The organism is Halobacteroides halobius DSM 5150 (genome assembly GCF_000328625.1).
Taxonomy (GTDB): Bacteria; Bacillota; Halanaerobiia; order Halobacteroidales; family Halobacteroidaceae; genus Halobacteroides; species Halobacteroides halobius.
The window spans coordinates 1,826,808-1,841,486 of sequence record NC_019978.1 but is presented as its reverse complement, the minus strand read 5'-3'; the positions used below and the strand labels follow the sequence as shown (position 1 = coordinate 1,841,486).

At 37.8% G+C, this 14,679-nt stretch carries 11 protein-coding genes and 2 rRNA genes; all 13 read left to right on the top strand.

Annotated features, from left to right (window positions below):
• The first annotated feature begins 8 nt into the window (after positions 1-8).
• Entirely contained in the window at positions 9-1,013 is a 1,005-nt protein-coding gene (gene galT / locus HALHA_RS08950; RefSeq protein WP_015327454.1) for a galactose-1-phosphate uridylyltransferase, read from the top strand.
• Between the two features lie 63 nt (positions 1,014-1,076).
• On the top strand, positions 1,077-1,724 hold the full coding sequence (locus HALHA_RS08945) for a DUF1906 domain-containing protein (RefSeq protein WP_015327453.1): 648 nt from the start codon (positions 1,077-1,079) through the stop codon (positions 1,722-1,724).
• Positions 1,725-1,859: 135 nt separating this feature from the next.
• Positions 1,860-2,669, top strand: a complete 810-nt coding sequence (locus tag HALHA_RS08940; protein ID WP_015327452.1) for a Cof-type HAD-IIB family hydrolase — start codon at positions 1,860-1,862, stop codon at positions 2,667-2,669.
• On the top strand, positions 2,669-3,475 hold the full coding sequence (locus HALHA_RS08935) for a Cof-type HAD-IIB family hydrolase (protein ID WP_015327451.1): 807 nt from the start codon (positions 2,669-2,671) through the stop codon (positions 3,473-3,475). The genes HALHA_RS08940 and HALHA_RS08935 overlap by 1 nt, the downstream gene beginning before the upstream one ends.
• Positions 3,468-4,256 (top strand): Cof-type HAD-IIB family hydrolase, encoded by a 789-nt coding sequence (locus tag HALHA_RS08930; RefSeq protein WP_015327450.1) that lies wholly within the window; start codon positions 3,468-3,470, stop codon positions 4,254-4,256. The genes HALHA_RS08935 and HALHA_RS08930 overlap by 8 nt, the downstream gene beginning before the upstream one ends.
• Positions 4,257-4,338: 82 nt before the next feature.
• Complete coding sequence (locus HALHA_RS08925) at positions 4,339-5,649, top strand: AAA family ATPase (RefSeq protein WP_015327449.1); 1,311 nt, start codon at positions 4,339-4,341, stop codon at positions 5,647-5,649.
• Positions 5,650-5,688: 39 nt separating this feature from the next.
• Positions 5,689-6,315: a YigZ family protein gene (locus HALHA_RS08920; protein WP_015327448.1), complete on the top strand. Its 627-nt coding sequence runs from the start codon at positions 5,689-5,691 to the stop codon at positions 6,313-6,315.
• 131 nt (positions 6,316-6,446) lie between these two features.
• On the top strand, positions 6,447-6,905 hold the full coding sequence (locus HALHA_RS08915) for an RrF2 family transcriptional regulator (RefSeq protein ID WP_015327447.1): 459 nt from the start codon (positions 6,447-6,449) through the stop codon (positions 6,903-6,905).
• A gap of 49 nt (positions 6,906-6,954) precedes the next feature.
• Complete coding sequence (nifS, locus tag HALHA_RS08910) at positions 6,955-8,130, top strand: cysteine desulfurase NifS (protein ID WP_015327446.1); 1,176 nt, start codon at positions 6,955-6,957, stop codon at positions 8,128-8,130.
• 13 nt (positions 8,131-8,143) lie between these two features.
• Positions 8,144-8,545, top strand: a complete 402-nt coding sequence (nifU, locus tag HALHA_RS08905) for a Fe-S cluster assembly scaffold protein NifU (RefSeq protein WP_015327445.1) — start codon at positions 8,144-8,146, stop codon at positions 8,543-8,545.
• Positions 8,546-8,564: 19 nt separating this feature from the next.
• Positions 8,565-9,641, top strand: coding sequence for a tRNA 2-thiouridine(34) synthase MnmA (mnmA, locus tag HALHA_RS08900; protein WP_015327444.1), 1,077 nt, complete (start codon positions 8,565-8,567; stop codon positions 9,639-9,641).
• Between the two features lie 406 nt (positions 9,642-10,047).
• Positions 10,048-11,583, top strand: a 16S ribosomal RNA gene (locus HALHA_RS08895).
• 103 nt (positions 11,584-11,686) lie between these two features.
• A 23S ribosomal RNA gene (locus HALHA_RS08890) occupies positions 11,687-14,645 on the top strand.
• The 16S and 23S rRNA genes sit together here, the layout of an rRNA operon.
• Positions 14,646-14,679 lie beyond the last annotated feature (34 nt).

Sequence of the window (14,679 nt, the reverse complement as noted above, 5' to 3'; positions counted from 1 at the left end):
GGATTAATATGTCAGAAATTAGACAAGATATAATTACTAATAATAATGTAGTAATTGCTGCTAAAAGGGGTAAGCGACCTCATGATTTTAAAGATAATAAACAAGTAACAGAAGATAATGGTTATTGTCCGTTTTGTTACGGTAGTGAAGATGATACTCCACCAGAAATTATAGCTGTAAGTAATGACCCTAATAGAAAGGCTAATAAACCAGGGTGGAGAGTGAGGGTCGTTCCGAATAAATTTGCTGCTTTAGATAATGATATAGAACTAACAGAAGATAAAAGAGGACTTTATAATAAAAAGAGTGGTTTTGGTGTAGCAGAGGTAGTAATTGAATCCAATGAACATCATAGTACATTAGGAACTCATTCTTTAGATCATATTGAAGATATTATTAAGGTCTTGCGAAGTAGATACCAGAAAATAGCTACAGATGAGCGCTTAAAATATATACAGATGTTTAAGAATTGTGGTAGTGATGCTGGAGCTTCATTAGAGCATCCTCATTGGCAAGTAATGGCTACTCCAGTAGTACCTTCTGCTATCAAAGAGGAATTAAGAGGAACGAAAGAGTTTTATAATACTAAGGGAAGTTGTGTTTACTGTCAGATGATAGATTATGAGATAAAGCAAGAGGAAAGAATTATTAGTAATCAGGATGATTTTGTAGCTTTTAGTCCTTATGCTTCTCGTTTTCCTTTTGAAAGTTGGATTTTACCTAAAGAACATCAAAAGGATTTTAGCCAAATTAATGAAGAACAAATTAAAAGTTTGGCTAAGATTTTAAAGATGATAGTACGAAAATTAGAGGTAGGATTTAATCATCCACCATTTAATATAATTTTACATACTGCTCCAACTGTTAGAGATAAAGAAGTAATTTATCACTGGCATCTTGAAATTTTACCAAGACTATCTAAGACAGCTGGTTTTGAATTAGGAACTGGTTCTTTTATTAATCCTACACCGCCAGAGTTAGCTACTGAAGTTTTAAAAGAAATCGAAATTTAGGTACTAATATCAACTTTTTTTAATAAATATTAATGAAAGGATTTAAGTTAGGAGTTGATATTGATGCCACAAACTCAAGGGTTAGATTATTATAGTAAAGTCCCCCAAAACAGATTGGATTGTTTTTTAGAAAATGATATTGAATTTATTATTAGGTACTATTGTCCGCAAGGTTGGAGTAAACTGTTGACTTTAGAAGAGGCGCAAGAAATTTGTGACCGAGGAATAAGTTTAGTTGTTGTCTATCAAGAGAGTAATACAGAAAAATCAGATTTTAATTATGAAAATGGACATAGGCAAGGAATCGAGGCTATTTCTAGAGCAGAGGAGATAGGTCAACCTTATGATAGTGCTATTTATTTTGCTGTAGATGCACCTGCTTATAAATTAGGCTGGATAGATAAAGTTGTTGATTATTTTCATGGAGTTTATGATGTATTTGCGGAATATTCCCAGCATAATGGAGATAGCTGGAAGATAGGTATTTATGGTGGTTATAATACAGTGAAGTTTATGGATGGTAGATGGGGGATTAATCATATCTGGCAGACAATTGCTTGGAGTTGGGAATCTGACCAATTACAACAACATGAGCAACTAGATATAATTCAATATAAAGTAGATACTAGTGCTAAACCTTTATACTTTTGTGATACACGAGTTGATAGAAATAAAGCAGTAGTTAAAAATTATGGTCAGTTTATAATCTAAGTAGGGGGGTCCTGTTTTAAAACAGGACTTTTTTTAAATTAGTAGGTTTTAATTTATTATGAATTAAGAGAGGTATTTTATTATATAACTAGAAATAATACATCAGATAATATAATCAATGTGGAGGAGATTAAGATGAGTTATAAATTAGTAGCAATAGATATGGATGGAACTTTACTTAATAATCAACACCAAGTTTCAATTGAAAATAAAAAGACAATTAAACAGTTAGCTAAGCAAGGAATTGGCTTTGTTTTAGCTAGTGGAAGGCCTTACGATGCCCTTCATCCCTATACCCAAGAGTTAGAGGTTTACCTACCCTTAATTACAGCTAATGGTTCAGTGATTAAATCAACTATTGATAATAAAGTCTACCATAAATGGCAGATGCCTTTAAAGTTGGCCCAAAAAATTTATCATTATGGTTTAAGAAATAATTTTGCAGTTAGTTTGTACTTTGAAGATGAAATAGTGACATTTGATGAAGAGTTAGCCCAAGGCCACCGCGAGTTAGAAAAAATTGAACCTAAAGTAATGGAAGTAGAAGAATTTGAGTTTACTAAGGCTCCAATTAAGATCCTTTATTATAATAATTCTGATGAGATAACTAAGGCCTTTTCTAAATTGACTAAGCAGTATGCAGATAAATTGTATATTACTAGATCAGATGATGAATTCTTAGAGTTTTTAAATGCTGATGTTTCTAAAGGAATGGCTTTAGAATATTTAATAGAACGATTGGATTTGACTGCCGAAGAAGTAATAGCTATTGGGAATAATCATAATGATATAGCTATGTTTGAAGTAGCAGGATTAGCAGTGGCTATGGATAATGCTCCTCAGGAAGTAAAAGAAGAGGCTGACTTTATAACTAAAAGCAACCTAGATAATGGAGTCGCTTATGCTTTAAAAAAATTTATATTAAATGATAAAGGGGAGATATAATGTCGTATAAATTAGTAGCTGTTGATATGGATGATACTTTATTAGATGAAAACCAACAAATTTCTAAAAAGAATAGGGAAGTTATCAGTTCTTTGTTAGACCAGAAGATTAATATTGTTTTGGCTAGTGGACGCCCGTATGCTTCTTTAGCTACTTATGCTGATAATTTAGGAGTAGTATTACCGTTAATAACTGCTAATGGATCATTGATTAAATGTTCACTGACTGATAAAATATATCATAAATTAAACCTTAATTTAAAATATGCTCAAGAAATTTTAACCTATGCTCAAGAGTATGATTATGAAATTAGTGTCTATTATGAAGATAAAATTATAACCAATTATTCTGCTAGGGCCAAACTGCACAGAGAGTTAAAAGAAGTTAATAATATTGTATTAGATAAAAATTTGGAGCTAGAATCCGATCCAATTAAATTGTTATTACATCATCAGGAAGATGAAATTCTTGAGCAAGGTTTTAAAGACTTAGAAGATAAGTATGAAGAGCAATTATATATTACTAGTGCTGGAGTAGAATCGATAGAAGTTATGACCCAAGGGGCCAACAAGGGTAATGCTCTAACTTATATAATGAATAAATTAAATATTAAACCAGAAGAAGTTATAGCAATTGGTAATGGTGATAATGACTTACCAATGTTTGAAGTAGCAGGATTAGCAGTAGCTATGGGTAATTCTTTAGAACAAGTAAAGCAACAGGCTGATTTTGTAACCAAGAGTAATCAACAAGATGGAGTAGCTTATGCGTTAGAAAAATTTATACTAGGTGATAAAAATGGATAAAGTAGTTGCTATAGATTTAGATGGGACTTTATTAAATGATAAGGGAGAGATAACAGAATATACAAAAGAAGTTTTACTAAGACTAAAAGAAAAAGGGATTAAGATTATTTTAGCTAGTGGTCGCCCTTATCAATCTATGCTTAACTTTGCTCAGGAACTTAATTTAGATATGCCTTTAATCTCAAATAATGGAGCTTTAGTTAAACGACCTGATGGCAAGATCTTGGCCCAAGAATTTATTTCTGATAAATTAGCTTTAGAAGTACTAGCTTATGCTAACCAAGAAGGATTACATCTTAGTTTTTATTTTCCTGAGTCTATTTGTGTAGAAAAGATAACTAAAAAGGTTGATGTGCATATTAAAGAAGAAGGAGTGGTACCTAAAGCAGTAGGTGATTTAAGGGAAACTTTAGAGCAAAATTTAATTAATATTTTATTCAATATTAAACAGGTAGAAATGGATAAAGTAGTGACTGATTTAAAAGAAGAGTTTGCTAGTAGTTTATCAATTGCTCAAACAGCGGATAATTATATAGATATTATGGCTTGTGGTGTAAGTAAAGGGTCTGCTTTAGAAAAATTATTACCAAAATATCAACTTGATACTGCTAAGTTAATAAGTTTTGGGAATAATTATAATGATTTATCAATGCTCGAATTAGCTGATTGTGGTGTGGCAATGGCTAATGCTCCTAAAGCAATAAAAGATAAAGCAGATAAGGTAGCTAAGGATAATGACCAGGATGGAGTAGCAATTATGTTAGAGAAGATATTCTTATAGTTAGTTAAGCGTCAGGAGTAATTAGCCTGGCGTTTTGATTATTGATATTAGATATTAATTAAATTATAAGTAGGTGAAAAAGATGAATCTATTTGATCAAGCAAATAAAGATGATAATACTACAAAGCCTTTGGCAGCTCGAATGAGACCACAAAATCTAGATGAGTTTGTGGGCCAAGAAGAAATAGTAGGTCAAGGAAGATTATTACGAAGGGCTATTAAGGCCGATAGATTACAGTCTGTTATTTTTTATGGCCCACCTGGAACAGGAAAGACTACTTTAGCTAAAGTGATTGCTAATACTACTGAGGCAGAATTTGAGAGTTTGAATGCTGTTACTTCTGGTGTTAAGGATCTACGCCAAATTATTAGTCGAGCTAAAGAAAGACGGGGTATGTATAATACAGAAACAGTACTATTTATAGATGAGATACATAGGTTTAATAAGTCCCAACAGGATGCTTTATTACCAGCTGTAGAAAAAGGAACTGTGACATTAATAGGTGCTACAACGGAGAATCCTTATTTTGAAGTTAACTCTCCTTTGGTATCCCGTTCTAGAATTTTTCAACTACAATTATTAGATAAACAAGATATTATTGAAATCTTAAAACGTGCTCTAAAGGATGAGGCAAGGGGGTTAGGTAGATATGAGGTGGAGATTGAAACTAAAGCCTTGAAACACTTGGCCCAAGTAGCTAATGGAGATGCTAGACAAGCCTTGAATGCACTAGAATTAGCAGTTTTAACTACCCCCGAAAGTAAAAGAGGTGTAAAAGAAATAACTTTAGAAGTAGCTGAAGAATCAATTCAACAAAAAGCAATTAAGTATGATCAAAATGGTGATAATCATTATAATGTGATCTCGGCTTTTGTAAAAAGTTTACGAGGGTCTGACCCAGATGCAGCTTTATATTGGTTAGCTAAGATGATTAAAGCAGGAGAGGATCCAATGTATATTGCTCGGCGGATGATCGTTCATGCTGCAGAGGATGTGGGAAATGCTAATCCTCATGCTTTAATGGTAGCAGTATCAGCCACTAGAGCAGTAGAATATGTAGGTTTACCAGAAGCTCGTATTCCCTTGGCCCAAGCTGCTTTATATATAGCTACTGTATCTAAAAGCAATGCTGTAATAAAAGGGATTGATAGTGCTTTAAAAGCTGTAGAAGAAGAAAATACTTCTGGAGTACCAACACATTTAAAGGATAATCATTATCCTGGCGCAAAAGAGTTAGGCCATGGAGCAAGTTATAGGTATCCTCATGATTATCCTAATAATTATGTCCCGCAGCAGTATTTACCAGATGAACTAAGTGAAGCTAAATTTTATCAACCAACTACTAATGGCTATGAACAGAAAATCAAAGAGTTTTTAGAGGAATTAGATTGACTTAATTGATATTAGCTATAATTATTTAGAGGTGATAGAATGTCAGATAGTTATCAGACTATAGCTCAAAATATGAGGGTCAAGACTAAGATAAAAAAATGCAAATTTATAACTTCAATTAAAAATGTTAAGACTGTTAATCAAGCTGAAGAATTTATCAATCAAGTTTCTAAAGAGTTTGCTGATGCTACTCATAATGTATTTGCGTTTAAAATTGGTTTAGGAGATGAGGCAGTTACTAGATCAAGTGATGATGGAGAGCCAAGTGGTTCATCAGGGCCACCTGCTTTACAGGCTTTAGAAGGAGCTGAGATTACTAATGTAGCTGTTGTAATCACCAGATATTTTGGAGGTATTAAACATGGAGTAGGAGGATTGATCAGAGCTTATGGTGGTTGTGTACGGCAGGCAATCAAAGAAGCTAAAATAATAGAAAAGATACGATATATAAAACTGAATATTTCTGTTCCTTATAATCTGATGGGCCAAGTTATCAACGATTTAGAAGGTCATGCAGGTCAAGTAATGGATACTAACTATACTAATCAAGGAGCAGAGATTGTGGCTTTATTAAAACCTAGTGCCATTAGTAAATTTAAGAACCGGATTGCTGAAGCTACTAAAGGACAAGCTAAATTCGAGCAGGTAGGAGATCTATTTAAATAGATATAGTTATTAGTGAATACTTGACTAAACTGGTGGAAATAATATATTTAAATTGACAAATCCCTAGTAATATGGTAGAATTATTTTGCAAATTCCAACAAGAAGGGTAGGAATTAAAGGAGGAGTAATTAATGAAGTTATCGACTAAAGGTCGATATGGCGTGCGAGCTATGTTTGATTTAGCTTTATATCAAGGAGATGGGCCAATTCCTTTAAGAAGTATAGCGGAGAGACAAGGCATTTCTGAGAATTATTTAGAACAATTAGTAGCTACTTTAAGAAATGAAGGATTAGTAAATAGTGTTAGAGGAGCTCATGGTGGTTATCTACTAGCTAAAAAGGCAGAAGAAATAACAGTTGGTGATATTATTCGGGCTTTGGAAGGTCCAATTGCACTGTCAGATTGTGTTACAGAAGATATAGAGAGTGAATGTGAGAATAATGATGGATGTGTGGTAAAATTAATTTGGCAGCAAGTAAAAGAGAATATAGATGAAGTTTTAGATTCAATTACTTTAGAGGATATACGTCAGGAAGCAATTAATGCTAAACAAAATGGCGAACAACATGGTTATATGTATCACATATAATAGTTGACAATTTATAATAAATCACAAATTTAATGAAGGGGGAATAAAAATGACAAGAGTATATATGGATAACGCAGCTACTACTAAAACTGATCCTCAAGTTCTAGAAGCAATGCAACCTTATTTTGAAAAAATTTATGGTAATCCTTCTAGTTTTCATTCATATGGTCGGGAAGCGAGGAATGCTATTACAGAAGCTAGAGATCTAGTAGCAGAATTAATTGGTGCAGATAAAGATAGAGAAGTTATTTTTACTAGTGGTGGAACTGAAGCAGATAATTTTGCAATTAAAGGAGTAGCTGATGCTTTATCTGATAAGGGAAAGCATATTATAACTTCTTCAATTGAACATCACGCTGTATTACATACTTGTGAATACCTAGAAGAAAAAGGGTTTGAAGTTACTTATCTGCCAGTAGATGAAGAGGGGATGGTTGATCCAGCAGATATAAAAGATGCTATTAGAGAAGATACCATCTTAATTACTATTATGTTAGCTAATAATGAAATGGGGACTATTCAACCTATTTCAGAAATTGGAGAAATTGCTAAAGAAGCTGAAATCACATTCCATACTGATGCAGTGCAAGCAGTTGGCAATATTCAAGTTGATGTTAATCAATTAAATGTAGATTTACTATCTCTATCAGGTCATAAATTTTATGGTCCTAAAGGTGTGGGAGCTTTATATATTAGACAGGGAACTAAAATTAATAAATTCTTACATGGTGGAGCCCAAGAGAGAAATCGTAGAGCTACAACAGAAAATGTTCCTGCGATTGTTGGGATGGGTAAAGCAGCTGAATTAGCTTTAGAAGAATTAGAAGAAAAAGAAGAACAAGTGACTAAATTAAGAGATGAATTGATTGCAGGAATTGAAGAAAGAATTGATTATGTTAAATTAAATGGACATCGGACTAAGCGATTACCGAACAATGTTAACTTTAGTATTAAGTATATTGAAGGTGAATCAATTTTAATGAAATTAGATCTAGAAGGAATTGCAGCTTCTAGTGGTTCAGCTTGTACGTCAGGTTCTTTAGACCCTTCCCATGTATTATTAGCAATGGGATTATCTCATGGGGTAGCACACGGATCTTTACGCTTATCGTTAGCTAAGTACAATACTAAAGAAGATGTAGAGAAAGTATTAGAAGTGTTACCTAAAGTAGTAGCAGACTTAAGGGCTATGTCACCAATTTATAATCAAGAAATAAAATCGTAGAGGAGTGATAAAGATGAAAGATTATTCTGATGAAGTAATGGATCATTTTAGTAATCCACGGAATGTAGGAGAAATTGAAGAGGCAGATGGTGTTGGTCAAGTTGGTAATCCACAGTGTGGAGATATCATGAAAATGTATATTAAGGTTAATGATGGAAAAATTAATGATATAAAGTTTAAGACTTTTGGATGTGGAGCTGCAATAGCTACTAGTAGTATAGCTACTGAATTAGTTAAAGGAAAAAGTATAGATGAAGCAAAAGAATTGAGTAATGAAGCGGTAGCTGAAGCTTTAGGTGGCCTACCTGCACAAAAGATGCACTGTTCTAATTTGGCTGCTGATGCTTTACAAAAGGCTATTGATGATTACTTAGGTATTGAAAGAGAGTATGAAGAAGACCACCACCATGAATAAATAATAAAGGGTGAATTATATGCTAGATGAAAATAAGGTTGTAGTAGCAATGAGTGGAGGAGTCGATAGTTCTTTAACAGCAGCTTTGTTAAAAGAACAAGGATATGATGTAATTGGAATTACAATGCAAATTTGGCCCTCTGATGAAGCTCCCGAGGATAATGAAGGGGGTTGTTGTTCTTTATCTGCTGTAAATGATGCTCGTAGAGTAGCTCATAAATTAGATATTCCATTTTATGTAGTTAACTTTCAGGATTCATTTGAAGAAACAGTAATAAATAACTTTAAGAATGAGTACGCACAGGCTAGAACTCCTAACCCTTGTGTAGTTTGTAATAAAGAAATTAAGTTTGAAGCTTTTTTAAGAAAGGCTAAGGAGCTAGGAGCATATTATATGGCTACGGGTCATTATGCAAAGATAGAACGAACAGCAGAACGTAATTTATTAAAAAGAGCTACTGATCCTAAGAAGGATCAAACGTATATGCTTTATAATTTAACGCAAGAGCAATTGGAACATACTTTATTCCCTTTAGCTAATTATAAAAAGACTAAAACAAGGAAGTTGGCAAAAGAGTACGGTTTAAAACGAGTTTATAATAAGCCAGATAGCCAGGAAATTTGTTTTATTCCTGATGATGATTATCCTCGGTTTTTAAAAGAACACTATCCTGATATTATAGAACCAGGTCCAATTTTAGACCTTGAAGGAAATAAATTAGGTGAACATGATGGTTTGCCTTTTTATACTATTGGTCAACGTAAGGGATTAGGTTTAGAGACTCACAAGCGGTGGTATGTAGTTGAATTAGATGCAGATAATAATGCTGTAATTGTAGGTGACAATGAAGATGTTTTTGCTAAAGAGTTAATAGCCAAGGATTTAAATTGGATAGCAACAGCTAAGTTAACAGAACCTAAAGAAGTTGATGCTAAGATTAGATATAATGCTCCGGCTGCTAAAGCAACTATTTATCCTATAGAAGATAAGGTAAAAGTTGTATTTAAAGAGAAGCAGCGAGCAATTACACCTGGACAGTCTATAGTATTTTATGATGGAGATTTAGTTGTAGGTGGTGGACTAATTAAAGAATAGCTCTATGGGGTCAACGAAGGTTGGCCCTATATATTGTATTCACCTATTTGAAATAAATACTGAAAGTTGTTGACAAATAATAAAACCCATGTTATTATGTTAAACGTTGCGCAAGAAAACAGATTATACTAAAGAAATTAAATTTGTTCTTAATATTATTTAAAAGAACTTATTTAAAAAGTTCTTGACAAAGATTGCTGAAATTGTTAATATAATAAATGTCGCTTGAAAAAAGAGAAATCACTTTCTTGGGACAAGCAAGAAAAAGAAAGAAAAAGTCTTGACAGTGATAAATTAATTTGTTAATATAGTAAATGTCGCTTAAAAAGACAAGAGACATTTGGTCTTTGAAAACTAAACAATGTAGAGTTTTGACTATCTAAGTCAGTTTCAAACTCTTATCCTTTATTCGGAGAGTTTGATCCTGGCTCAGGACGAACGCTGGCGGCGTGCTTAACACATGCAAGTTGTGCGAGAAAGTTACCTTCGGGTAACAAGTAAAGCAGCGAACGGGTGAGTAACGCGTAAGTATCTACCTTTAAGTCTGGGATAACTCTTCGAAAGAGGGGCTAATACCAGATATACTCCTTTGGAGGAAAGATGGTATTACTATTGCTTAAAGATGAGCTTGCGTCCCATTAGCTAGTTGGTGAGATAACAGCTCACCAAGGCAACGATGGGTAGCCGACCTGAGAGGGTGATCGGCCACACTGGGACTGAGACACGGCCCAGACTCCTACGGGAGGCTGCAGTGGGGAATCTTCCGCAATGGGCGAAAGCCTGACGGAGCAACGCCGCGTGAGTGATGAAGGCCTTAGGGTCGTAAAGCTCTGTCTTTAGGGAAGAACACTTTAGTAGTGAATAACTGCTAGAATTGACGGTACCTTTAAAGGAAGCCCCGGCTAATTACGTGCCAGCAGCCGCGGTAACACGTAAGGGGCTAGCGTTGTCCGGAATTACTGGGCGTAAAGGGTACGCAGGCGGTCTAGCAAGTCAGAGGTGAAATCCATTGGCTTAACCAATGAAGTGCCTTTGAAACTGTTAGACTTGAGAGCAAGAGAGGAAGATGGAATTCCTGGTGTAGTGGTGAAATACGTAGATATCAGGAAGAATACCAATGGCGAAAGCAGTCTTCTGGCTTGACTCTGACGCTGAGGTACGAAAGCTAGGGTATCAAACGGGATTAGATACCCCGGTAGTCCTAGCTGTAAACGCTGGATACTAGGTGTTGGAGGTTCAACTCCTTCGGTGCCGTAGTTAACGCTTTAAGTATCCCGCCTGGGGATTACGACCGCAAGGTTGAAACTCAAAGGAATTGACGGGGGCCCGCACAAGCGGCGGAGCATGTGGTTTAATTCGAAGCAACGCGAAGAACCTTACCAGAACTTGACATCCCTGTGATCGTTCTTTAACAAGAACTTTTCCTTTTGGAACACAGATGACAGGTGGTGCATGGCTGTCGTCAGCTCGTGTCGTGAGATGTTGGGTTAAGTCCCGCAACGAGCGTAACCCCTATTCTTAGTTGCCAGCATGTAGTGATGGGGACTCTAAGAAGACTGCCGCGGGAGCAACGCGGAGGAAGGTGGGGATGACGTCAAGTCATCATGCCCCTTATGTTCTGGGCTACACACGTGCTACAATGGTTTATACAGAGGGGAGCGAAGCCGCAAGGTGGAGCAAATCCCCAAAAGTAGACCTCAGTTCGGATTGCAGATTGCAACTCATCTGCATGAAGCTGGAGTCGCTAGTAATCGTGGATCAGAATGCCACGGTGAATCCGTTCTCGGGCCTTGTACACACCGCCCGTCACACCACCCGAGTTGGGGGCACCAGAAGTCACTGACCTAACTTTTAGAAGGAAGTGCCGAAGGTGTGCCCGATAAGGGGGGTGAAGTCGTAACAAGGTAGCCGTACCGGAAGGTGCGGCTGGATCACCTCCTTTCTAAGGAGTTAAACACGAAGATAGTCAATCCTACATTGTTTAGTTTTGAGAGACTGAGAAGTCTCAATTGCACCTTGAAAACTGCACAATAGCGATTAATCTAGATTAAACTAGTAAGGGCGTATGGTGGATATCTAGGCGCTAGAAGCCGAAGACGGACGTGGCAAGCTGCGATAAGCCTTGGTAAGCTGCAAACAAGTGATAATCCAGGGATTTCCTAATGAGAGCACTTAACATGGTAACCCATGTTATCTTAGAGCTAACTAGAATAACTCTAAGAGGGTAACGGGGCGAACTGAAACATCTTAGTAACCCTAGGAAAAGAAAGAAAATCGATTCCCTAAGTAGCGGCGAGCGAAAGGGGAAGAGTCCAAACTGTAATAGTGTATAAGCTTATGGGCATTGCTATTACAGGGTAGTAGGTCTATTATGATACTACCATAAAAGTATTATAGATATCTTTTTAGTTAATTGAAGTAGTTGGGAAGCTACACCACAGATGGTAATAGTCCAGTAGATGAAAACTAAAAAGGATCTAAATAGCACCTAAGTACCATGAGTCACGTGGAACCTCGTGGGAAGCAAGGAGGACCATCTCCTAAGGCTAAATACTAACTAGCGACCGATAGTGAACCAGTACCGTGAGGGAAAGATGAAAAGAACCCCGGGAGGGGAGTGAAATAGACCTTGAAACCATATGCTTACAAGCGGTCAGAGGGCGTATGTGCCTGATGGCGTGCTTTTTGCTTAACGAACCGGCGAGTTATGTTAAGTGGCACAGGTTAAGCCAAAAAGGTGAAGCCGAAGCGAAAGCGAGTCTGAAGAGGGCGTAAGTCGCTTAGCATAGACCCGAAACCGAGTGATCTATCCATGGCCAGGATGAAGCATGTGTAATAGCATGTGGAGGTCCAAACCGCATTGACGTTGAAAAGTCATGGGATGAGCTGTGGATAGGGGTGAAAGGCCAATCGAACTCGGAGATAGCTGGTTCTCCCCGAAATAGCTTTAGGGCTAGCCTTAAGATTGCTATATTGGCTGTAGAGCACTGATTGGACTAGGGGCTTACCCAAGCTACCGAATCCAGTCAAACTCCGAAGGCTGATATAGAGAACTTAAGAGTCAGACTATGTGGGATAAGCTTCATAGTCGAGAGGGAAACAACCCAGACCGCCAGTTAAGGTCCCAAAGTGTAAACTAAGTGGCAAAGGAAGTGAGACTGCCTAGACAACCAGGATGTTGGCTTAGAAGCAGCCATTCATTTAAAGAGTGCGTAATAGCTCACTGGTCGAGTGGTCTTGCGCCAAAAATATACGGGGCTTAAGTTTACCACCGAAACTGCGGATTGGTTAATCCAATGGTAGGGGAGCATTCTATACGGGAAGAAGTAGTACCGAAAGGAGCTATGGACTGTATAGAAGCGATAATGCCGGTATGAGTAACGAGAAATAGGTGAGAATCCTATTCGCCGAAAGTCCAAGGTTTCCTGAGCAAGGCTCGTCCGCTCAGGGTAAGTCGGGTCCTAAGCCAAGGCCGAAAGGCGTAGGTGATGGATAGTCGGTTAAAAATCCGACACTACCTATTAGCATTTGAGTGAAGAGGTGACGCAGGAAGATAGGTTTGCCTGAGAACGGTATATCAGGTTGAAGCACTAAGGAGGATGATTTAGGTAAATCCGGATCATCATTAACTCTAAGGTGTGACCAGGAGTTTCTACGGAAACGAAGCAATTGATTCTCCACTGCCAAGAAAAACCTCTAACAAGTTAGTAGGTACCCGTACCGTAAACTGACACAGGTGGACTAGATGAGAATTCTAAGGCGCGCGAGAGAACCTTCGTCAAGGAACTCGGCAAATTAGCCCCGTAACTTAGGGAGAAGGGGTACCTCATTAGCGTTATGCGCAAAGAGGTTGCAACAAAGAAGCTTAGGCGACTGTTTACCAAAAACACAGGTCTCTGCTAAGACGCAAGTCGAAGTATAGGGGCTGACGCCTGCCCGGTGCTGGAAGGTCACGGGGAGATGTTAGGAACTATGTTCTAAAGCATCGAACTTAAGCCCCAGTGAACGGCGGCCGTAACTATAACGGTCCTAAGGTAGCGAAATTCCTTGTCGGGTAAGTTCCGACCTGCACGAATGGCGAAACGACCTAAGCACTGTCTCGACGAAGGACTCGGTGAAATTGAAGTGTCTGTGAAGATGCAGACTACCCGCGACTGGACGGAAAGACCCCGTGGAGCTTTACTGCAGTCTGATATTGAATTTTGGTACACTATGTACAGTATAAGTGGGAGGCTTTGAAATCGGCACGCTAGTGTCGATGGAGCCATCATTGGGATACCACTCTTATTGTGCCGTGATTCTAACCAAGCGCTATAATCTAGTGCTGGGACAGTTTCAGACGGGCAGTTTGACTGGGGCGGTCGACTCCTAAAGAGTAACGGAGTCGCCCAAAGGTTCCCTCAGTGTGGTCGGAAATCACACGTAGAGTGTAAAGGCATAAGGGAGCTTGACTGCAAGACATACAGGTCGAGCAGGTACGAAAGTAGGGCTTAGTGATCCGATGGCTAAGAATGGAATTGCCATCGCGCAACGGATAAAAGTTACCCCGGGGATAACAGGCTTATCTCCCCCAAGAGTTCACATCGACGGGGAGGTTTGGCACCTCGATGTCGGCTCGTCGCATCCTGGAGCTGGAGCAGGTTCCAAGGGTTGGGCTGTTCGCCCATTAAAGCGGCACGCGAGCTGGGTTCAGAACGTCGTGAGACAGTTCGGTCCCTATCCGTCGTGGGCGCAGGATATTTGAGAGAAACTATCCCTAGTACGAGAGGACCGGGATGGATGTACCGCTGGTGGATCAATTGTCAACCATTGGCATTGTTGAGTAGCTAAGTGCGGAACTGATAAGCGCTGAAAGCATCTAAGCGTGAAGCAGATCTCAAGATTAGATATCCCATGGAATAATCCAGTAAGATCCCTGATAGAACTATCAGGTAGATAGGCCAGAGGTGTAAGTGTGGTAACACATTAAGCTGACTGGTACTAATAGAGCGAGGGTTTAATCTAGAATGACTATTGTGCAGTTTTGAAAGTGTAATAA

What these genes read in the sequence shown, in the direction of transcription:
- nifS (WP_015327446.1), top strand. Translation starts at nt 6,955, where the DNA reads ATGACAAGAGTATATATGGATAACGCAGCTACTACTAAAACTGATCCT.
- nifU (WP_015327445.1), top strand. Translation starts at nt 8,144, where the DNA reads ATGAAAGATTATTCTGATGAAGTAATGGATCATTTTAGTAATCCACGG.
- HALHA_RS08915 (WP_015327447.1), top strand. Translation starts at nt 6,447, where the DNA reads ATGAAGTTATCGACTAAAGGTCGATATGGCGTGCGAGCTATGTTTGAT.
- HALHA_RS08925 (WP_015327449.1), top strand. Translation starts at nt 4,339, where the DNA reads ATGAATCTATTTGATCAAGCAAATAAAGATGATAATACTACAAAGCCT.
- HALHA_RS08930 (WP_015327450.1), top strand. Translation starts at nt 3,468, where the DNA reads ATGGATAAAGTAGTTGCTATAGATTTAGATGGGACTTTATTAAATGAT.
- mnmA (WP_015327444.1), top strand. Translation starts at nt 8,565, where the DNA reads ATGCTAGATGAAAATAAGGTTGTAGTAGCAATGAGTGGAGGAGTCGAT.
- HALHA_RS08940 (WP_015327452.1), top strand. Translation starts at nt 1,860, where the DNA reads ATGAGTTATAAATTAGTAGCAATAGATATGGATGGAACTTTACTTAAT.
- HALHA_RS08945 (WP_015327453.1), top strand. Translation starts at nt 1,077, where the DNA reads ATGCCACAAACTCAAGGGTTAGATTATTATAGTAAAGTCCCCCAAAAC.
- galT (WP_015327454.1), top strand. Translation starts at nt 9, where the DNA reads ATGTCAGAAATTAGACAAGATATAATTACTAATAATAATGTAGTAATT.
- HALHA_RS08920 (WP_015327448.1), top strand. Translation starts at nt 5,689, where the DNA reads ATGTCAGATAGTTATCAGACTATAGCTCAAAATATGAGGGTCAAGACT.
- HALHA_RS08935 (WP_015327451.1), top strand. Translation starts at nt 2,669, where the DNA reads ATGTCGTATAAATTAGTAGCTGTTGATATGGATGATACTTTATTAGAT.